The sequence below is a fragment of the Achromobacter sp. SD115 genome (assembly GCF_017355315.1).
Taxonomy (GTDB): Bacteria; Pseudomonadota; Gammaproteobacteria; order Burkholderiales; family Burkholderiaceae_B; genus Achromobacter; species Achromobacter xylosoxidans_B.
Genome location: NZ_JADIJM010000021.1, coordinates 53,849 through 72,733 on the forward strand (window position 1 = coordinate 53,849; position 18,885 = coordinate 72,733).

Below are 18,885 nucleotides of genomic sequence, written 5' to 3' on the forward strand. Positions count from 1 at the left end.
GCTGTTGCCTTCATGGCCGTGGCTTTGCCGCCATGGCGTTTGCCGTGTTCATTCGGGCTGTATGCCCGCCATTCTGACCGCATCGCCCCAGCGCCTGACCTCCTGCCCCAGGTATGCCTGGAACTCGGCGGGCGAAGAACTGCGCAGGTCCACGCCCTGCGCCGTGAACGGTCCGGCAATGGCCGGATCGCGCACCGCCGCGGCCACCGCCTGGTTCAGGCGCTGGATCACGGGCTGCGGCGTGGCGGCCGGCGCCAGCACGCCTTGCCAGGTGCTCATCGTAAGGTCCTGCAGGCCCGCTTCGCGCAACGTGGGCACCTGCGGCAGCGCAGGCGAACGCTCTGCGCCGGTCACGGCCAGAGCCTTGACCCTGCCGTCGCGGATGTAGGGCAGCGCCGAGCTTATCGCGTCCACCATGAATTGCACCTGGCCGCCCAGCATCGCCACCATGGCCGGATTGGTGCCCTTGAACGGAATGCCCACGGCGCGCGTGCCGGTGGCATGCAGGAACAACGCCACGCTCAGATGCGTAATGTTGCCGACGCCGCCGGTCCCATAGCTGAGCGCATCGGGCCGCGCCTTGAGGTAGGCGATGAACTCCTTGGTGTCCTGGGGCGGCAAGGCCTTGGTCGTCATCAGCACCAGCGGGATCGAGGCCGTCAGCCCCACCGGCGCGAAATCGCGCAGGGGGTCATAGGGCAATTGCCGGTACAGCGCGGGGCTGATCGCCAGGCCGGACGAGTGGTACAGCAGCGTGTAGCCATCGGGCCGGGCGCGTGCCACGGTTTCACCAGCGATGTTGCCGCTGGCGCCGGTCTTGTTCTCGACGATCACGGGCTGGCCCAGTTCGCGCGCCACATGCTGCGCCACGGCCCGCGCCAGCACATCGGTCGGGCCTCCCGCCGCGTAGGGCAGGATCAAGCGCAAGGGCTGCGCCGGCCACGCCGCCGTGTTCGCGATGGCGGCACGCGCCAGCGGCAAACCGGCAAGCGCGCCTAGAGCGGCCACCAGTGTTCTTCTCCTTGTCTGCATGGGTCTCCTCCTTGTATCGCCTCGTTATAGGTTGCGCGCCGGCGAGGCTGCCGTGGCCAGGGCCGGAGCCGCTCAGCCGCGCGTCTTGTCCAGGTACGCGTCCAGTGCGCTGGCGTGCTCTTGCGTGTGGTGCGCCAAGGCCTGGAAGCCTGCTGAAAGCTCCAGCAAGGTGTCCAGCCGCGTGTGCTGGCCCTCGCGCAACAGCCGCTTGGTCAGGCGCAGCGCGTGGCCGGAATGTTGGGCGATCTCCTGCGCCAACGCCATCGCGGCCGGCAGCAGCGCCTCCTGGCTGAGCACCTGCGAAACCAGTCCCATATCGAGCGCCTGGGCGGCATCGACGCTGCGGCCGGTAAACGCCAGTTCGCAGGCGCGCGACATGCCGACCACCCGCGGCAGCAGCCAGGCGCCGCCGTCTCCCGGCGTCAGGCCCAGCTTGACGAAGCTCTCGGCAAAACGCGCTTCTTCGGCGGCCAGGCGCATATCGCACATGCACGCCAGATCGCAGCCCGCGCCGATGGCCGGTCCATTGACCGCCGCGATCGTCGGCACTTCCAGATTGCACAGGGCCAACGGCACGCGCTGAATGCCGTCGCGGTAGGCCTGACGGCTGCGCACCGGCTCCCCCAGCCCGGCGCCGACCGCCGCCGACAAGGTCTTGAGATTGCCGCCGGAAGAGAACACGCCGTGTGCGCCGGTAAGCACCACGGCGCGCACCGACATGTCCGCATTGATCTCGGCGCAGACATCCACCAGCGCGTCGATCGCATCGGGATCGGACAGCGCGTTGCGCGTGGCTGCGCGGCTCATGGTCAGGAGCAGCACGGCGCCATGACGCTCGCGTTTCAGGAAATCAGTCATGGGCAGCTCCGATCACTGCGGCAGCGTCGGCCGCCATCGAGGTCACACCATCCCGCAGCAGCGCGGCAATGGTCTCATCCGGGTAGCCCGCCTCCTTCAGCACTTCGACACTGTGCTCACCCAGCCGCGGCGCGGGCCGCGACGGAGCGGGCGGCGTGCCGGACCAGCGCGACGGCACCGCCATGGTGCGCAGCTTGCCCTCGCTGGGATGCTCGACGGTGTTGAAGAATCCGACGGCCTCCAGCTGCGGATCGCGCAGCAGCGACTCCACGGTGTGCATGGGCATGGCCGGAATATCCGCCGCCTCGAACGCTTCCAGCCATTCCTCGGTGGTGCGCTTGGCGATCTCATCCGACACCAGGCGGTAGATCGCATGGATGTGCTGGGTGCGGGTGCCGATGTCGCGGAATCTGGGGTCGGCGGACTCGCGCCCAGGCTGCCCGATCAGTTCAAAAAATGCCGCCCATTGCTTGTCCGCATAGATCAGCACGCAGATGTGGCCGTTCAGCGTCGCATAGGGGCGCCGGTCCGCGTTCAGGATCCGCGGATATCCGGCAGGCCCCAGCGGCGGCTCGAAGGACTGGCCCGCCATGTGGTCGCCCAGGATCAGTTGCGCCATGGTCTCGAACATGGGCACGTCGATGGCCTGGCCCTGGCCCGTCCGCGCCCGGTGGTACAAGCCGGCGCTGACCGCATTGGCCGCGCTGATGCCCACGATGCGGTCGGCGATGGCGCTGGGCGCGTAGCGCGGCGTTTCGCCGCCAGCCTGGACCGACAGCGCCGGTATGCCCACCGCGCCCTGGATCAGGTCGTCGTATGCGGCGCGCGCTGCATAGGGGCCGCGCTGATCGTAGCCATACACGCCCACGTACAGGATGGCGGGGTTGACCTGCGCCAGTTCCTGGTACGACAGCCCCAGCCGCGCCATCGCCTGGGGCCGCACGTTGTAGATCAGGACGTCGCAGGTGGCCGCCAATTTCAGCAGCGCGTCGCGGCCCGCTGGCTGCTTCAGGTCCAGCACCACGCTGCGCTTGCTGCGGTTGGCATGCAGAAAGATGCCGCCCATGCCTGGATGGCGCGCCGGGCCGATGCCGCGCACGTTATCGCCGGCCGGGGGCTCGACCTTGATCACATCCGCGCCCAGGTCTCCCAGTATCTGCGTGGCATAGGGACCCATCAGCACCGTCGTGACATCGAGGATGCGCACGCCTTCCAACGGGCCGCTCATGCGCCGCTCCCCGAACGCCCTGCCAGGACACGCGGCCCGGATATCCTGCAAGCACCACTTTCAAACATGACAGCTCCCATTCCAGAATGCCTTGCCGGACATCCTAGGTAAGAACCGCGCACGCCGGAAATACTATATTTGGGTCAGCCGATACATCGAAAATATTGGTGCGGATCCCTCCCCGGGCCGCGTCGCGACGCCCGCAAGCATCAGGGCGAGCCGCCGCCGACCAGGCGCGCCAGTTCCCCATATCGCACCGCCTCGGCCTGTATCGTCCGCGTAAACTCCTTGCTCCCGGCGCCCACCACCTCGCCGCCGCTCTGCTGGGCAAGCTGCGCGCGTAGCGCCGGATCGTCCATGACCTGCCGCATCATGTCTTCAAGCTTGCCTGCCACGGCAGGGGGCGTTTTGGCATGAATGGCGAAGCCTATGAAAATGTATAGGGAGTAGCCCGGATAGCCGGCTTCCTGCACCGTCGCCACCTCGGGCAACAGCGGATGACGCTGGTCCCCCGCCACCGCCAGCGCACGGATTTTTCCCGAAGCGACCAAGGGCGCGGCGCCGGCAATGTCGATCAACGCCAGGTCCACCGATCCCCCCACCACATCCGCCACCGCCTGCGCAGCACCCTTGTACGGCACCTGATTGAAGTCCACACCCGCGCGTCTGGCCAGGTCGAGCGCGCCTAGGCGATAGCTGTTGCCGTAGGTAGCCAGGCTGACACCGCCCTTGTCGCGACGGGCTGCAGCCACCACGTCGCCCAGGCTCTTGTAGGGCGAGCTCTCGGACGCGACCAGCACGGCCACGTGACGGGTCACGTTAAGCACGGGCAGCAGATCCTCGGGCCGGTACGGCAAGTCCTTCACGAACAAGGGGTTGATCACCGTCGCGCTGGGGCTGATCAACACCACCGTATAGCCGTCGGCCGGCGCGCTCAGCGCCACCTGGGTGCCTAGCGAGAGCTCGGCGCCGGGCCGGTTCTCCACCAGCGTGGACTGGCCCGCCACCTTGCGCAGGTGCTCGGCGAAGGTACGCGTCATCGTGTCGCCGCTGCTGCCGGGACCGATGGGCACGATGAAACGTATGGGACGCGAAGGATAGGCATCGGCGGCTACGGCGGACATCGAAGCGAGCAGTGCGACGCAGGCGAGCACGGCTGCGCGCCACGCGGTTCTGGCAACGGACATGGTTTCGTCTCCTGGGGTTCTTGTGGCCTGTCACGATAGCGACAAGAACTCCGCCGTGCCATGCGGGAACCGACGATCAGCTATGCACGGTCTGGACAGCCGTCTGCCATGCCTTGGCCCAGCGCGCTTCACGCATCTGCGCGGCCTGCTGCAATCGGACGAAGTGCTCTCCCAGCACCGCAACCAGGCAGCGCTCGACCGCGAGGCTGGCGCGATTGATGCGGTGCTTGGCGCCGGTGGCGCAGAAGGTATGCAGCGTGAGCGCCGGTTCGACGATGCGGGAAATCGCCAGGTCGCCCTCGTCCAGGTAGTCCTCGATGCGATGCACCTGGGTGATGGCATGGCGACCGCAACGGCGCACTACCTCGCGGATCATCGCGCCAGAGTTGATCTCCAGTTCCGCGCGCAGCTCCAGCTGCATGTCGCGGGTGCGTTCGCGCACCACGGCCTCCACCGGATTGGGCGAAGGCGGCATCACGATGGACAGGCCGTTCAATGCGGCCAGCGGCACGGTGGGATCGCGCAGCAGCGGCGAGTCGCGCCGGCCCAGCAGCACCAGGTCGGACGAGAACAGGCGCTGCGCCTGGGCGGGCGGCTCGGCTTGATAGCTGTTGAAAACGCCGATATCGAGCTTGCCCGCCGCCAGCCTGTCCATCACGTCGCGGCTGTAGCTCTCGTGTATGACCAGGTGGATGCGGGGAAACTGCGACGAGATGCGGTTCACCAGCATCGACACGGGACCTTCCGCGGCCCAGCGCGGCAGCGCGATCTCGACAGTGCCGGAGGGCTGCTCGTTGGTGGAGGACGCCAGTTCCAGGAAGCCGGTGGCGCCGTCCAGCAGCCCCCGCGCCACGGGCAGCAGCGCCATGCCCAGTTCGGTCAACAGCACGCCGCGGCCGGTGCGGTTGAACAGACGCCCGCCCAGCAGTTCTTCCAGTTCCAACACGCGCCGGCTCAGCATGGACTGCGAGCATCCCCGCAGAACCGCCGCCTGCGAAAAACTGCCCGACTCCGCCGTCGCGACGAAAGCGGACACGTTCTCTATCTTCAGCTCATCGGCTGCGCGGACCACCAGTTTCACTTTCTGTCTCCTGCCAGGACGGGACAGCCTGCGTTCACTTTTTTTGATCATATCAGGGCGTCTCGCGGCCGCTCGCCCTGGCGCGGCGCCGGGCTGCGGGTGCTGCGGCGCGCCATGGCGGGCACGCCCTTGCGCTCAGCCATGGCGGATCGGGATCAACCCGGAGCCGGTCCGGGATCGTTCTTGCTGCCGCGCAACACGGACCGGATCGCGAAGGATATGCCTCAGCGTTGCCGATCCTGCATACCTGCCATCCGCTGCGCGTGCTTACCCGGTTTGCCTGCCATGCCTACAGTTGGCGCATCCCGATTCCGGGTGGATGCATCAACCTGCCGAGGAGATGAAATGGCTGGAGTTCTTGAAGGGAAAGTCGTGCTTGTGACTGGCGCCGGCCGCGGCGTCGGCCGCGAAATTGCCTTGCTGGCGGCGCGCGAAGGCGCGGCGGTCGTGGTCAACGACCTGGGCGGCAGTCCGAACGGCGAAGGCGCGGGAACGCTGGATCCGGCCTCCGAAGTGGTCGCGGAAATCCGCCAGGCAGGCGGCCGCGCCGTCGCCAACGGCGACAGCGTGTCCGATCCGGAGGCGGCGGCGCGCATGGTGCAAGCCGCTGTCGATAACTTCGGACGCCTGGACGGCGTGGTCAACAACGCCGGCATCCTGCGCGACCGGATGTTCCACAAGATGAGCAGCGTGGACTGGCAGCAGGTCATCGACGTGCATCTGCAAGGCGCCTACAACGTCAGCCGCGCCGCTGCGGCGATGTTCCGCGAACAGCAATCCGGCGCTTACGTGCACATGACCTCGGCGGCCGGTCTGGTAGGCAACATCGGCCAGGCCAACTACTCGGCGGCGAAGCTCGGCATCGTCGGCATCTCGCGTTCCATTGCGCTGGAAATGGAGCGTTGCAACGTACGTTCCAACTGCGTGTCGCCGTGGGCCTGGAGCCGCCTCATCGGCACCCTGCCCGATGAGACCGAAGAGCAGAAGCGCCGGCTGGAACGCTTCAAGCAGATGACCGCCGACAAGATCGCGCCCATGGTTGTGTACCTGCTGTCGGACCTGGCCGCCGGCGTGAGCGGCCAGATCTTCGGCGTGCGCAAGAACGAAATCATGCTGTTCAGCCAGCCGCGGCCGGTGCGCAGCGTGCATCGCTCGGAAGGCTGGACCGTCGAGACCATCGCCGAACATGCGATTCCGGCGATGCAGCCCAGCCTGGTGCCGCTGGAAAGCGCGCGCGAGGCTTTTGCCTGGACTCCGGTATGAGGCCCGCCATGAGAATCGACCCCGACCAGCTGATGCAGCGCCGCTTCGAACCGGTGGAGCAGACCTATACCTCCAAGGACTCCATCCTGTACGCGCTGGGATTGGGCCTGGGCCGCGACCCGCTGGACGCGCGCGAACTGCCTTTCGTCTACGAGGATCGCCAATTGGCGGTGCCGACCCAGGCCGCGGTGCTGGGATACCCCGGCTTCTGGATGAAGGAGCCGGATACCGGCATAGACTGGCGCCGCGTGCTGCACGCCAGCCAATCGGTGCAATTGCATCGTCCGTTGGCGCCGGCCGGCACCGTCATCGGCCGCACCCGGATCAAGGACATCCTCGACAAAGGACCGGACGTGGGCGCGCTGTTCTTCGTGGAGCGCACGCTGGAAACGCGCGACGGCGCCCTGCTGGCCACCGTGGAACAAGCGGTGATGGCGCGCGGCAATGGCGGCTTCGGCGGCGCCAGCGGCCCATCGCCGGCGGCGGTCAAGCTGCCTGAAAACACACCCGAGCATGTCTGCGACCTGCCCACGCTGACGTCCCAGGCCTTGCTCTACCGCCTGTCGGGCGACTTCAATCCCCTGCACGCGGATCCCGAAGTCGCCCGTGCGGGCGGCTTCGACCGGCCCATCCTGCACGGCCTCTGCTCTTACGGCATTGCCTGTCACGGGCTGCTGCGCATGCTGTGCGATTACGAGCCGGCCCGGCTGAAGCGCATCGACGTGCGCTTCAGCGCGCCGGTCTATCCCGGCGAGACCATCCGCGTCGAGGCCTGGGGCGCCAGCGGCGAGGTGCGTTTCCGCGCCACGGCATTGGAGCGCCAGAAGGTAGTGCTCAACAATGGACTGGCCATCATCGACCCGCCGCAAGGAGCCCGCGCATGAGGGGCATACTTTCCTTCGGCGCCTACATCCCGCGCCTGCGCCTGCAGCGCGAGGCGATCGTGCGCAGCCATTCCTGGTACGACGCGTCGCTGGCGGCGCATCGCGCCGGCCAACGCGCCATGTGCGGCTTCGATGAGGACGCCGTCACCATGGCGGTGGAAGCGGCGCGCGACTGCCTGAGCGGGACCGAAGCACGCGAGGTCGACGACCTGCTGCTGGCCTCGACCTCTCTGCCCTATGCCAGCCGGCTGAACGCCAGCATCGTGGCGCAGGCCTTGAATCTGGCCGAGGACGTCGGCGCCATCGACGTCGCGTCCTCGCAGCGCGGCGGCACCTCTGCCTTGATGCAGGCGCTGCGCGGCGGCAGCGGACGCAATGCGCTGGTCGTGGCCAGCGATCGCCGCAAGGCCAAGGTGGCCAGCGCGCAGGAGCTCCTGTATGGCGATGCCGCCGGCGCGGTACTGGTGGGCGACGGCGCAGCCATCGCCGAGCCCCTGGCGCTGGAGAGCCGCACCATCGACATGGCCGACCACTATCGCGGCGCCGGCGCGGCCACCGATACCTATTGGGAAGAGCGCTGGATACGCGAGGAAGGCCACGGCGCGCAGATTCCGCAGGCCATTTCGGCGGCGCTACGCCGGGCCGGCCTGGAGCCCGGCCAGGTGGATACGCTGTGCGTGGCGCTGCCGCAAAAGGGCGCGGCGCAGCGGATCGCCAAGCTGGCCGGCATCGCCCCCGAACGTGTGCACGACACGCTGGCGGCCACGGTGGGCAACGCCGGCTGTGCCCATCCGTTGCTGATGCTGGCGCATGCGCTGGGCGCGGCGGAACCAGGCCAGGTGCTGGTGCTGGTCGCATTCGGCCAGGGGGTCGACGTGCTGGTGCTGCGCACCACCCCGGCCCTGGCCGACCTGCCCCGCCGCCTGGGCGCGCAAGGCTGGCTGGCGCGTGGCAAGGTCGAGGACAACTACATGAAGTTCCTGGTGTTCAACGACCTGCTTCCTCTGGAGCGCGGCATGCGCGCCGACAACGACAAGCTCACCCCGCTGTCGGTCGAGTACCGCAACCGCAAGGCGGTGCACGGTTTCCTCGGCGGACGCTGCGGCGCTTGCGGCACGGCCCAGTGGCCGCGCACCGACGTATGCGTCAACCCCGCCTGCGGAGCCATCGGCACTCAGGAGGATCTGCCGTTTGCCGACACGCCGGCCCGGATCATGAGCTACACCGCGGACCGGCTGGCCTATACGCCCAATCCGCCGGCTTGCTACGGCATGGTGCAGTTCGAAGGCGGAGGCCGTCTGATGATGGACTACACCGACATGGACGAAGACGAACTGGCGGTAGGGCTGGCGCTGCGCATGAGCTTTCGCATCAAGGCGCAAGACGCCGCACGCGGCTACACCCGCTATTTCTGGAAGGCGATGGTCGCCGACCTTACGGAGAACAGGCATGGCAACAGGCATTCGTGACAAGGTGGTGATCCTGGGGATGGGCTGCTCGCACTTCGGCGAGCGCTGGGACCGCAGCGCGGAGAACCTGGCGGTCGAAGCCTTCGACGAATGCCTGCAGGACGCCGGGATCGGCAAGGAGCAGATCCAGGCGGCGTGGCTGGGCACCGGCATCGAAACCCAGCACCTGGGCAGCGGCGGCGTGCCGCTGGGCGTCGCCCTGAGACTGCCGAACATCCCCGTCTCGCGGGTCGAGAACTTCTGCGCGTCCGGATCGGAGGCGCTGCGCGGCGCCGCCTATGCGGTGGCGTCCGGCGCCTGCGACTTCGCGCTCGCCTTCGGCGTGGAGAAGCTCAAGGACACCGGCTATGGCGGCCTGCCCCAACGTCCGCGCGGTCCGCTCAACGATATCGTGTGGCCGAACATCAGCGCGCCCGGCTCGTTCGCGCAGCTTGCCAGCGCCTACCGCGCCAAGCACGGCGTCGATGCGCGGGACCTGAAGCGCGCCATCGCCCACATCTCGGTGAAAAGCCACGCCAACGCCGGCCGCAATCCCAAGGCCCATCTGCGCAACCCGATCAGCATGGAAGACGCGATCAACGCGCCGATGATCGCCGAGCCGCTGGGCCTGTATGACTGCTGCGGTGTTTCCGACGGCGCCGCCTGCGCCATCCTGACCACCCCGGACATCGCACGCGGCCTGGGCAAGCATGACCTGGTGGCGATCAAGGCGCTCCAACTCGCCGTATCCAGCGGCAGCGAAGCCGGCCACGACAGCTGGGACGGCAGCTACTTCCAGACCACGCGGGTGGCATCGGCCCGCGCCTATGAGGAGGCCGGGATAGGACGGCCGCGCGAACAGATCGACCTGCTGGAGGTGCACGACTGCTTCTCCATCACCGAACTGGTAACGATGGAGGACATGCACATCTCGGCCGAAGGCCGCGGCGCCCACGACGTGCTGGACGGGTTCTACGACGCCGACGGCACCATCCCCTGCCAGATCGACGGCGGTCTCAAGTGCTTCGGCCACCCCATCGGCGCGACCGGACTGCGCATGGCCTATGAGATGTACCTGCAGATGCTGGGGCGCGCCGGCGCCCGCCAGCGCGCCGACGACCCCGCCATCGGCGTGATCCACAACCTGGGCGGCTTTCCCTGGCAGAACGTATGCAGCGTCTCTGTGCTGGGCAAGTACGGCGCCTGAACAGCGCCGCAACGGACGACAAGGAGACACAACATGTTGATGGACGACTACCAATCACCCTGGCGCACGCCCGAGATCGAACAATTCCAGCAAACCGCCCGCCGCTACTGGAACGCCGAACTGCTGCCGCGCCAGCCGGCCTGGGAAGCACAAGGCGGCATCGACCGCGAGGTCTGGAACCAGCTCGGCGCAATGGGCTTCCTGCTGGCGGACCTGCCGTCGGAATACGGCGGCGGCGACGGCGACTACGCCCATCTGGCGGCGCTGGTCGAGGTCAGCGCGGAATGCGGCTTCGGCCCCGGCTTCGGCCCGCATTACATCGTCGCCCACTATCTGCATCATTACGGCAGCGAGGAGCAGAAGCGGCGCTGGCTGCCGGGCATGGCCAGCGGCGACATCGTCGCGTCCATCGGCATGACCGAGCCCGGCGCCGGTTCCGACCTGCAAGGCATCAAGACCCGCGCACGGCGCGATGGCGACAGCTATGTGATCACCGGGTCCAAGACCTTCAACACCAACGGCCACCACGCCGACCTGGTAATGCTGGCGGTGAAGACGGACGCCAGCCTCGGCGCCAAGGGCGTGTCGCTGCTGATGGTGGAAACCCGCGACCTGGCAGGTTTTCGGCGCGGCGAGCCGCTGGACAAGATCGGGCTCAAGGCGCAGGACACCGTCGAGCTCTTCTTCGACGAAGCCAGAGTGCCTGCCGCCAACCTGCTGGGCGCCGCGGAGGGCCAGGGATTCTCCCAGATGATGGCGCAACTGCCCTATGAGCGGCTGCTGATCGGCATACGCGCCGTCGGCAGCATCGAGCGGGCCTTGCGCCTCACGCTGGAACACGTGCACCAGCGGCAGGCTTTCGGCCAGCCGCTGTTCAAGCTGCAGAACACGCGCTTCGAGTTTGCCGAGATGAAGACCGAGGCCGCGCTGGCGCGGGTCTTCATCGACCAGTGCATCGCCTGGCAGCAGCAGGGGCGGCTGGACGCGGCCACCGCCGCGATGGCGAAATGGTGGGGCACGCAGAAAGAATGCGAGACGGTCGACCGCTGCCTGCAGCTCTTCGGCGGATATGGATTCATGCGCGAATACCCGATAGCGCGCATGTACATGGACTCGCGCGGCCAGAAGATCTATGGCGGCGCCAACGAGGTGATGAAGGAGATCATCGCCCGTCAACTGGCGCCGCGATGATGAACGCAAGCGACGCCAAGACAGGCCCCCTGGCCGGGCTCCGGGTACTGGACATCGCCACGGTGCTGGCCGGCCCCTTCGCCGCCACCTTGCTCGCCGACTACGGCGCCGACGTGCTCAAGCTGGAGTTGCCGCGCAAGGGCGACGGCATGCGCGCCTTTCCGCCATTCAAGGATGGCAGGAGCATCTGGTGGAAGACCGCCCAGCGCGGCAAGCTCTTCGCCACGCTGGACCTGCGCACGCCCGAGGGCGCCGGCATCTTCAAGCAGCTATTGCCGCAATTCGACGTGCTGATCGAGAACTTCCGGCCAGGCACGCTGGACCGCTGGGGCCTGACCAAGGAAGTGCTGTGGTCGCTGAAGCCGAACCTGGTGATCCTGCGGGTCACGGGATTCGGCCAGTCCGGCCCCTACGCAGAGCGGCCGGGTTTCGCGCGGATCTTCGAAGCCATGGGCGGATTGACCACCATCACAGGCCATGCCGATGACGAGCCCATGCACGCAGGCATGCCGCTGGGTGATTCCATAGGCGGGCTATTCGGCGCCATCGGCATCCTGACGGCGCTATGGCCGCGGGCGCGCGACCCCGACCGGCCCGGCGAGGAAATAGACCTGGCGCTGACGGAGTGCATTACCCGGCTGCTGGACTTCATGCCCGGGGTCTACCAGCAGCTCGGCACGGTGCCCGCCCGTAACGGCAACCGCAGCCCCTACTCCGCGCCTTCCGCGGTCTACCGGACGCGCGACAACCACTGGGTATCCATGGCGGGCTCGATCGATTCCATGTTCGCCAACAACTGCCGCGCCATCGGCCGCCCGGACCTCGCGCAAGACCCGCGTTTCGCCGACAACGCCAGCCGGGTCCGACATGAACAGGAATTGAACCGCGTCTTCATCGACTGGTGCGCCGGGCACGACCTGGAGCAGGTCCTGGCCGCCTTCGAACAGGCCAACGGCACGCTGGCGCCGATCTATGGCATCGACCAGGTGGTCAAGGATCCCCACGTGGTGGCGCGCCGTTCCATCGTCGACGTCCCCGACCGCGACTTCGGCATGCTGCAGATGCCCGGCGTCGTGCCGCGCTTCACGCGCGATCCGACGGAGCCCACACACGCCGGCGCGGAGCTGGGACAGGACAACGACGCCGTCTACGCCGATCTGCTGGGGCTGACGCCGGACAGCATTGCCCGGCTGCGCGCGGCAGGCGTGATCTGAGCGTTCTACATGCACAAGGGAGACAAGGAATGCAAAAAGCCATCCGCCTGACCGCGTTTATGATCGCCGCGCTGGCGGCGTCCGGCGCCCGGCCCACCACCGCGGCCGCGGCCGCCCCCTACCCCGACCAGCCGGTGCGGTTGATCGTGCCGTATCCGGCGGGCGGCGCGGTCGACGGCGCCGCCCGCATCCTGGCCGAACGCTTGAGCTCGCTATGGAGCCAGACCGTGATCGTCGAGAACCGCCCCGGCGCGTCCGGCCGCATCGGCCTGGCCTTGGCCGCCAAAAGTCCGCCCAGCTACACCTTGGTCGCGGCCACCAATTCCACGTTGAACGAACAACTGGCCCGCGGCCAGGAAGGCGCAGCGCCTGCGGCCGCGACCCTGCTGCCCGTCTCCACCCTCTTCACCACGCCGGTCGCGTTGCTGGTCAACCGACAGGCGGTTCCGGCGGAAAGCCTGGCGCAGTACATTGCGCTGGCCCGCGAAAAGCCGGGTTCGGTGAGCTTCGGCTCCAGCGGCGAAGGCACGAGCACCCACTTCTTCGGCGAACTCCTCAAACGCGACAAAAGCATCGACATCACCCACATTCCCTTTGCGGGAGAAGGCCCCAATCTCAGCGGCCTGATAGGGGGGCACGTCGGCAGCGCCTTCCTCAGCGCATCCGGCGCCACCAAGGCGGCCCAGACCGGCAAAACCCGCGTGCTGGCCGTCACCACGCCCGCGGGTTCCGCGCTGCTGCCCGGCGTGCCCAGCTTCGCCCAGCTGGGCATCGCCGGCCTGGACCGGGACACCTGGGTCGGCCTCTACGCGCCTCCCGGCACACCGCAGCCCGTGGTCGATCAAATCACGAAAGATGTTGCAACCGTGCTTGCGTCGAGCCAGGTGCGCGAACGCTATGCGCAGCTGGGGTTGATCGCCGAAGGCGGCTCGTCCGGCGATCTCGCCGCGCGGATGGAAGACGACAGCCAGTATTGGGCCCGGGTTGTGCAGCAGACGGGGATCACCCTGAGGTAGCCATCCCGGCCGCCTCCATCTTCCGTAAGGCTCTGAATAAATTGGCGAAAGTAGTACTCTGGACATAGCAGCAGCGCCGCCCTGCCGTCCGGCGCCGCGCGTCGGAGGAAACCTGCTCATGGCCGCCCCGATCCTGAGCCTGCTGTCCCGAAGCTGTGCCATGCTACGCAAGCTGCGCCGCGTGGCGGTGCTGTTGGCGGCGGCGGCAATCTGTTCGGGCGGCGCGGGCGCGCAGCCTGCCGGCGGCCCGCAAACCGCTGTGGTGCTGTCCCTGGACGGCATCGTCGGCCCCGCCACGGCGGACTACGTCATCCGCGGCCTGGAGGCGGCGCGGCAGCAGAATGCGGCGGCGGTCGTGCTGCGCATCGACACGCCGGGCGGACTGGACGCCTCCATGCGCGACATCATCCGCGCGATTCTCGCGTCGCCGGTTCCCGTGATTTCCTACGTGGCGCCCAACGGCGCGCGCGCCGCCAGCGCCGGCACCTACATTCTTTACGCCAGCCACGTCGCTGCCATGGCCCCCGCCACGAATCTGGGCGCGGCCACGCCCATCGCCCTGGGCGGCAGCCCGCCCCGGCCGGCCGACAGTCCTTCCGGACCGGCTGACCCGGCAGACAAGAAGCCCCCCGCGGACAAGACCGCACCCGCCGCGCCGAAGGACGCAGGCGAAGCCAAGGCCATCAACGACGCCGTGGCCTATATCCGCTCGCTCGCCGCGCTGCGCGGCCGCAATGCCGACTGGGCTGAACAGGCCGTGCGCGCCGCAGCAAGCCTCACGGCCGGCGAAGCGCGCGCGCAGAACGTGATCGACCTGATCGCGGACGACGTGCCCGACTTGCTGGCCAAAGCCGACGGACGCCGCGTCCGGGTCGGCAGCGCCGAGACCACCCTGCACACCCGCGACTTGCGCCTGCTCGCCCGCGAGCCCGACTGGCGCACCCAGGTGCTCAGCGTGATTACGAATCCCAATCTGGCGCTACTGCTGTTGATGGCGGGCGTGTACGGCTTGATCTTCGAGTTCATGAGCCCTGGCGCCCTGTTTCCGGGCATCTTCGGCGCCATCTGCCTGCTGGTCGGCCTGTACGCCCTGGCGGCGCTGCCGCTGACTTATGCCGGAATCGCGCTGGTCCTGCTAGGCACGTCGCTCATGGTGGCGGAGATATTCGCGCCTACGCTGGGCGTGCTGGGCGTGGGCGGCGCGGTCTCCTTCGTGCTCGGCGCCATTCTGCTCATCGACACGGACACGCCGGCCTTTGGCGTGTCCGTGCCGCTGATGGCGGGAATCGCCGCAGCCAGCCTGGGGATGACCTTCCTGATCGGCCGGCTGGCCTTGCGCTCGCGCCGCGCGCCGGTCGTCAGCGGCGCCGAAGCGCTGATCGGACTGCGGATCAAGGTGCTGAGCTGGACGGACGGGCAAGGCTACGTGGCGGCGGTGGGAGAACGCTGGCGCGCGGTGGGACCGGCCGGACTCGCGGCTGGCGATAGCGTGGTGATCACGGCCGTCCGGGGGGTGACCTTGCATGTGCAGCCAGACACCGGCCTGCCGCCGTCCCAGCGGTGACGCCCTCCCGTCGGGCCATGCCGATACCCTACTCAAGCGGAGTCAGCCATGTTGATGAACCTCGCCTTCTACGCCCCCATCCTGGCGCTGGCCGTCGCGCTATTCGCCCTGTCGGTCCGCATCCTGCGCGAGTACGAGCGGGGCGTGATCTTTACGCTGGGCCGCTATACCGGGGTCAAGGGTCCGGGGCTGATCCTGCTGATTCCCGTGGTGCAACAGATGGTGCGCGTGGACCAGCGCATGACCGTGTTCGACGTGCCCAGCCAGGACGCGATCTCGCGCGACAACGTGTCGGTCAAGGTGAATGCCGTCATCTACTTCCGCGTGATCGATCCGGAGCGCTCGGTGATCCAGGTGGAGAACTTCCGGCAGGCCACCAGCGAACTGGCGCAGACCACACTGCGCTCCGTGCTGGGCAAGCATGATCTGGACGAGCTGCTCTCGGAACGCGACAAGGTGAACAATGCGGTGCAGAGCATTCTGGACGCGCAGACCGACGCCTGGGGCATCAAGGTGGCGAATGTGGAAATCAAGCACATCGACCTGAACGAAGGCATGATCCGCGTCATCGCCCGGCAAGCCGAGGCGGAGCGCGAGCGACGCGCCAAGATCATCCACGCCGAAGGCGAGGAGCAGGCCGCACAGATGCTGCTGAACGCGGCGCGCACGCTCTCGGAACAGCCCGAAGCGATGCAGCTGCGCTATCTGAGCACGCTCGCCATGATCGGTGCGCAAAACAGCTCGACCATCGTCTTTCCCTTTCCGGTCGAGTTCAGCCGCCTGCTCAAAGGGCTGGCGGGGAAGGACCAGGAGCCACCTGCCGGCCCCTGACCTTGCGCTAGGCCGCCGCCTTGCCCGCCTCCTGCAACTGCCGCCACTGGATCTTGCCAGTGCTGGACTTGGGTAAGGCATCCACGAATTCCACGATGCGTGGCGCCTTGTAGGCCGCCATGCGGGTCCGGGCCCACGCGATCACGTCTGCTTCGCGCACGCTGCCGCGCGCCTCGTCGCGCAATACCAGCAGGGCCTTCACCGTTTCACCGCGGCAGGCGTCCGGCACCCCGATCACGCAAGCCTCGTGCACTGCCGGGTGCTCGTACAGGGCGTTCTCCACTTCCGCCGGCCAGACCTTGTAGCCGGATGCGTTGATCATGCGCTTCAGGCGGTCGGTCACGTAAAAATAGCCGTCTTCGTCCACCCGGCCGAGGTCGCCGGTGCGGAAGTAGCGTTGACCATCCAGCACGAAGAAGGCATCGGCGTCGGCCTGCGGGTTGTTCCAGTAGCCCAGCATGACCTGCGCGCCGCGCGTCACGAGTTCACCGGTCTCGCCTTGGGGCAGCTCGGCCAGCGTGGCCGGATCCACGATCCGCGTGTCCACGCCGAAGGTGGGCACGCCTATGCATTGGCGCTTGTTGCGGTCCAGTGGATTGCAATGCAAGAACGAGGCGGTTTCCGTCAGGCCATAGGCCTCGTTGTAGGTGATGCCATAGCGCTTGGCCAGCATGGCCGAGACCGCTTCGGGCATGGGCGCGCCGCCGCCGCACAGCTGCGCCAGGCCGGACAGGTCCAGTTCTTCGATGCCCGGCTGCGCGAAGAAGTCCACGATCATCGCGGGCGGCGCGGCCCAGACGCTGACGCGATGGCGCGCCATCAACCGGGCGGCCACCTGGCGGTCCCAGCGCGGCAACACCACCACCGTGGCGCCCAGCAGGATGGGCGTGTTCATGCAACTCTGCATGCCCAGCAGGTGGAACATCGGCGCCACGCCCATGATGACCGCCTCGGACGTCAGGCCGCGCCATAGCTGCGAACCGGCCAGGGACGCGCCCATGGTGCCGTGGGTATGGCGGCAGCCCTTGGGCCGGCCGGTGGTGCCGGATGTGTAGGGCAGCAGGCAAAGATCTTTCGCCCGCGCCCGGTGCGGCAAGGGCTGGGCATTGACCGCCAGCGCGCCGTACCAGGGCACGCCAGCACGCACATCGGGCGCGCGCCGGGGCGCGGCGACCCAGTCCGGCGCGTCGGGAACCGGGCCATCCAGATAGTCCGAATAGGTGTGGACGATGACACGATCCAAACGCTTATCCTCGACAAAGCCGTTCAGCCGCGCGCACAGTTCCTGCGCGGCGAAAGCCACCTGGGCACCGCTGTCGTCCAGGTAATGCGCCAACTCCTCCGGCGTGCTCATGGCGTTGACCGGTACGACCACGGCATCGGCGCGGAGGATGGCGTAGTACGCGATGACGAACTGCGGGCAGTTCTGACTCAGCAGCAGGACACGGTCGCCCGCCTTTACCCCCGCACTGTGCTGCAGGTATCCGGCCATGGCGTCGACCTCGCGCCTAAGTCGCGCGTAGTCGATCACGGTTTCGTAGAACACGATGGCCGGCTTGTCCGGATAGCGCGTGGCGGATGCCTCCAGGTTGAAGTAAAGGCTGGACTGCGGCGGGGTGATTTCCTTCGGCAGGCCCTTGGGCCAAAACCGATAGTGCGCTTGCTGCATCTTGTCTCCTCGTGCTTGTTCTGGTTCCTTCCCATGCGCCTCAGGCGGTCATGGCGCGCGCGATGATTTCCTTCATGATTTCGTTGGAACCGCCGTAGATCTTGCCTACCCGCGCATCCGCGTACATCCTGGCTATCGGGTATTCCAGCATGTAGCCGTAGCCGCCGTGCAACTGCAAGCATTCATCGATCACCTGGCAGTTCATCTGCGTGGTCCACCACTTGGCCATGGCCGCCGTGGACAGGTCCAATGTGCCCGCCAGTTGACGTTCGATGCAATCGTCGACGAAGCGCGCCGCGATGGTGGCGACCGTCTCGCACTCGGCCAGCTTGAAGCGCGTGTTCTGCAGCTCGATGAGCGCTTGGCCGAAGACTTGACGGGTACTGGCGTAGGCGACGGTTTCCTCGATGGCGCGCCGCATGGTGGCTACCGCCCCCACCGCGATCAGCAGCCGTTCGCGCGGCAGCTGCTGCATGAGCTGGGCAAAGCCGCGGCCCTCGATGCCACCCAAGAGGCAGTCCTGGCCCACGCGCGCGCCATCGAAGAACAGTTCCGCCGTGTCCAGGCTTTTCTGGCCCAGTTTCTCCAGCAGCCGCCCGCGCCTGAAGCCGGCCAAGTCCTGGGTTTCCACCATGATCAGCGAAACGCCCCGCGCACCCGCTTGCGCGTCGGTCTTGGCCACCACGCAGACCAAGTCCGCATGCAGGCCGTTGGTGATGAAGGTCTTGGAGCCGTTGAGCACGTACTCGCCGCCGTCCTTGGTAGCGGTAGTGCGCACGCTCTTCAGGTCGGACCCCGCACCCGGTTCGCTCATGGCGATGGCGCCCACGAGTTCACCCGTGGCCATGCGCGGCAGCCAGCGTTGCTTTTGCGCTTCGGTGCCGTAGTTCAGGATGTAGTGCGCCAGGATGGCGCTATGCACGTTGTTGCTGAAGCCATGGACCATGGCGCGCGCCTGCTCCGCCCCCACGATGGCCTCGTGAGCGAAGCTGCCCCCGCCGCCGCCATAGGCCTCGGGCATGCTCACGCACAACAATCCCAGGCGGCCCGCCTTGTTCCAGACCTCGCGGTCCGCGTGCTGCTGCTTGCGCCAGCGCTCTTCGTCGGGCACGAACTCCTTTTCGAAGAGGCGCCGCGTCGAATCCTGGAACAGCGTCAGGTCCGCGTCCATCCAGCCTTGCCGTGGCGTGTCCATGCTCTTTCCTCCTGTCC

16 protein-coding genes are annotated in these 18,885 nt (G+C 67.6%); 9 read left to right on the forward strand and 7 right to left on the reverse strand.

Annotation, left to right across the window (positions count from 1 at the left end):
* Nucleotides 1-48: 48 nt before the first annotated feature.
* From IPU70_RS24990 to IPU70_RS25010, 5 genes are all read right to left on the reverse strand, one after another.
* Nucleotides 49-1,032 carry a tripartite tricarboxylate transporter substrate binding protein gene (locus tag IPU70_RS24990; protein ID WP_207471481.1) on the reverse strand — a complete coding sequence of 328 codons (984 nt, stop codon included), beginning with the start codon at nt 1,030-1,032 and terminating at the stop codon, nt 49-51.
* Between the two features lie 72 nt (nt 1,033-1,104).
* Nucleotides 1,105-1,890: a crotonase/enoyl-CoA hydratase family protein gene (locus IPU70_RS24995; RefSeq protein WP_207471483.1), complete on the reverse strand. Its 786-nt coding sequence runs from the start codon at nt 1,888-1,890 to the stop codon at nt 1,105-1,107.
* A complete protein-coding gene (locus IPU70_RS25000; protein ID WP_207471485.1) occupies nt 1,883-3,118 on the reverse strand; it encodes a CaiB/BaiF CoA-transferase family protein in 1,236 nt (411 codons plus the stop codon). The genes IPU70_RS24995 and IPU70_RS25000 overlap by 8 nt, the downstream gene beginning before the upstream one ends.
* 209 nt (nt 3,119-3,327) lie before the next feature.
* Entirely contained in the window at nt 3,328-4,305 is a 978-nt protein-coding gene (locus IPU70_RS25005) for a tripartite tricarboxylate transporter substrate binding protein (protein WP_013395393.1), read from the reverse strand.
* A 76-nt stretch (nt 4,306-4,381) separates the two neighbouring features.
* Entirely contained in the window at nt 4,382-5,386 is a 1,005-nt protein-coding gene (locus tag IPU70_RS25010) for a LysR family transcriptional regulator (protein WP_207471486.1), read from the reverse strand.
* 345 nt (nt 5,387-5,731) lie between these two features.
* On the opposite strand from IPU70_RS25010, the gene IPU70_RS25015 reads away from it, so the two are divergent.
* From IPU70_RS25015 to IPU70_RS25055, 9 genes are all read left to right on the forward strand, one after another.
* Complete coding sequence (locus IPU70_RS25015) at nt 5,732-6,649, forward strand: SDR family NAD(P)-dependent oxidoreductase (protein ID WP_013395395.1); 918 nt, start codon at nt 5,732-5,734, stop codon at nt 6,647-6,649.
* Between the two features lie 8 nt (nt 6,650-6,657).
* The gene (locus IPU70_RS25020; RefSeq protein WP_207471490.1) at nt 6,658-7,533 is read left to right on the forward strand and encodes a MaoC family dehydratase; all 876 of its coding nucleotides are present in this window, start codon (nt 6,658-6,660) and stop codon (nt 7,531-7,533) included.
* Nucleotides 7,530-9,002: a 3-oxoacyl-[acyl-carrier-protein] synthase III C-terminal domain-containing protein gene (locus tag IPU70_RS25025; protein WP_207471492.1), complete on the forward strand. Its 1,473-nt coding sequence runs from the start codon at nt 7,530-7,532 to the stop codon at nt 9,000-9,002. Before IPU70_RS25020 ends, IPU70_RS25025 begins: the two co-directional genes overlap by 4 nt.
* Nucleotides 8,983-10,188: an acetyl-CoA acetyltransferase gene (locus IPU70_RS25030; protein ID WP_207471493.1), complete on the forward strand. Its 1,206-nt coding sequence runs from the start codon at nt 8,983-8,985 to the stop codon at nt 10,186-10,188. Before IPU70_RS25025 ends, IPU70_RS25030 begins: the two co-directional genes overlap by 20 nt.
* A 33-nt stretch (nt 10,189-10,221) precedes the next feature.
* Nucleotides 10,222-11,379 carry an acyl-CoA dehydrogenase family protein gene (locus IPU70_RS25035; RefSeq protein WP_207471494.1) on the forward strand — a complete coding sequence of 386 codons (1,158 nt, stop codon included), beginning with the start codon at nt 10,222-10,224 and terminating at the stop codon, nt 11,377-11,379.
* Nucleotides 11,376-12,593, forward strand: coding sequence for a CaiB/BaiF CoA-transferase family protein (locus IPU70_RS25040; protein ID WP_207471495.1), 1,218 nt, complete (start codon nt 11,376-11,378; stop codon nt 12,591-12,593). Before IPU70_RS25035 ends, IPU70_RS25040 begins: the two co-directional genes overlap by 4 nt.
* A gap of 29 nt (nt 12,594-12,622) precedes the next feature.
* On the forward strand, nt 12,623-13,609 hold the full coding sequence (locus IPU70_RS25045) for a tripartite tricarboxylate transporter substrate binding protein (RefSeq protein ID WP_207471496.1): 987 nt from the start codon (nt 12,623-12,625) through the stop codon (nt 13,607-13,609).
* A 118-nt stretch (nt 13,610-13,727) separates the two neighbouring features.
* Nucleotides 13,728-15,173, forward strand: coding sequence for a nodulation protein NfeD (locus IPU70_RS25050; RefSeq protein WP_207471498.1), 1,446 nt, complete (start codon nt 13,728-13,730; stop codon nt 15,171-15,173).
* A gap of 48 nt (nt 15,174-15,221) precedes the next feature.
* The gene (locus IPU70_RS25055) at nt 15,222-16,004 is read left to right on the forward strand and encodes a slipin family protein (RefSeq protein ID WP_013395403.1); all 783 of its coding nucleotides are present in this window, start codon (nt 15,222-15,224) and stop codon (nt 16,002-16,004) included.
* A 7-nt stretch (nt 16,005-16,011) separates the two neighbouring features.
* On the opposite strand, the gene IPU70_RS25060 is transcribed toward IPU70_RS25055, so the two are convergent.
* Together IPU70_RS25060 and IPU70_RS25065 are read right to left on the reverse strand one after the other, a co-directional pair.
* Nucleotides 16,012-17,673 (reverse strand): long-chain-fatty-acid--CoA ligase, encoded by a 1,662-nt coding sequence (locus tag IPU70_RS25060; protein WP_207471499.1) that lies wholly within the window; start codon nt 17,671-17,673, stop codon nt 16,012-16,014.
* Nucleotides 17,674-17,713: 40 nt separating this feature from the next.
* Nucleotides 17,714-18,868 carry an acyl-CoA dehydrogenase family protein gene (locus IPU70_RS25065; protein WP_207471501.1) on the reverse strand — a complete coding sequence of 385 codons (1,155 nt, stop codon included), beginning with the start codon at nt 18,866-18,868 and terminating at the stop codon, nt 17,714-17,716.
* Between the last annotated feature and the right edge of the window lie 17 nt (nt 18,869-18,885).

Excerpts from the sequence above, each read along its gene's own strand:
- IPU70_RS24990 (WP_207471481.1), bottom strand. The coding sequence starts at position 1,032 with ATGCAGACAAGGAGAAGAACACTGGTGGCCGCTCTAGGCGCGCTTGCC.
- IPU70_RS24995 (WP_207471483.1), bottom strand. The coding sequence starts at position 1,890 with ATGACTGATTTCCTGAAACGCGAGCGTCATGGCGCCGTGCTGCTCCTG.
- IPU70_RS25000 (WP_207471485.1), bottom strand. The coding sequence starts at position 3,118 with ATGAGCGGCCCGTTGGAAGGCGTGCGCATCCTCGATGTCACGACGGTG.
- IPU70_RS25005 (WP_013395393.1), bottom strand. The coding sequence starts at position 4,305 with ATGTCCGTTGCCAGAACCGCGTGGCGCGCAGCCGTGCTCGCCTGCGTC.
- IPU70_RS25015 (WP_013395395.1), top strand. The coding sequence starts at position 5,732 with ATGGCTGGAGTTCTTGAAGGGAAAGTCGTGCTTGTGACTGGCGCCGGC.
- IPU70_RS25020 (WP_207471490.1), top strand. The coding sequence starts at position 6,658 with ATGAGAATCGACCCCGACCAGCTGATGCAGCGCCGCTTCGAACCGGTG.
- IPU70_RS25025 (WP_207471492.1), top strand. The coding sequence starts at position 7,530 with ATGAGGGGCATACTTTCCTTCGGCGCCTACATCCCGCGCCTGCGCCTG.
- IPU70_RS25030 (WP_207471493.1), top strand. The coding sequence starts at position 8,983 with ATGGCAACAGGCATTCGTGACAAGGTGGTGATCCTGGGGATGGGCTGC.
- IPU70_RS25035 (WP_207471494.1), top strand. The coding sequence starts at position 10,222 with ATGTTGATGGACGACTACCAATCACCCTGGCGCACGCCCGAGATCGAA.
- IPU70_RS25040 (WP_207471495.1), top strand. The coding sequence starts at position 11,376 with ATGATGAACGCAAGCGACGCCAAGACAGGCCCCCTGGCCGGGCTCCGG.
- IPU70_RS25045 (WP_207471496.1), top strand. The coding sequence starts at position 12,623 with ATGCAAAAAGCCATCCGCCTGACCGCGTTTATGATCGCCGCGCTGGCG.
- IPU70_RS25050 (WP_207471498.1), top strand. The coding sequence starts at position 13,728 with ATGGCCGCCCCGATCCTGAGCCTGCTGTCCCGAAGCTGTGCCATGCTA.
- IPU70_RS25055 (WP_013395403.1), top strand. The coding sequence starts at position 15,222 with ATGTTGATGAACCTCGCCTTCTACGCCCCCATCCTGGCGCTGGCCGTC.
- IPU70_RS25060 (WP_207471499.1), bottom strand. The coding sequence starts at position 17,673 with ATGCAGCAAGCGCACTATCGGTTTTGGCCCAAGGGCCTGCCGAAGGAA.
- IPU70_RS25065 (WP_207471501.1), bottom strand. The coding sequence starts at position 18,868 with ATGGACACGCCACGGCAAGGCTGGATGGACGCGGACCTGACGCTGTTC.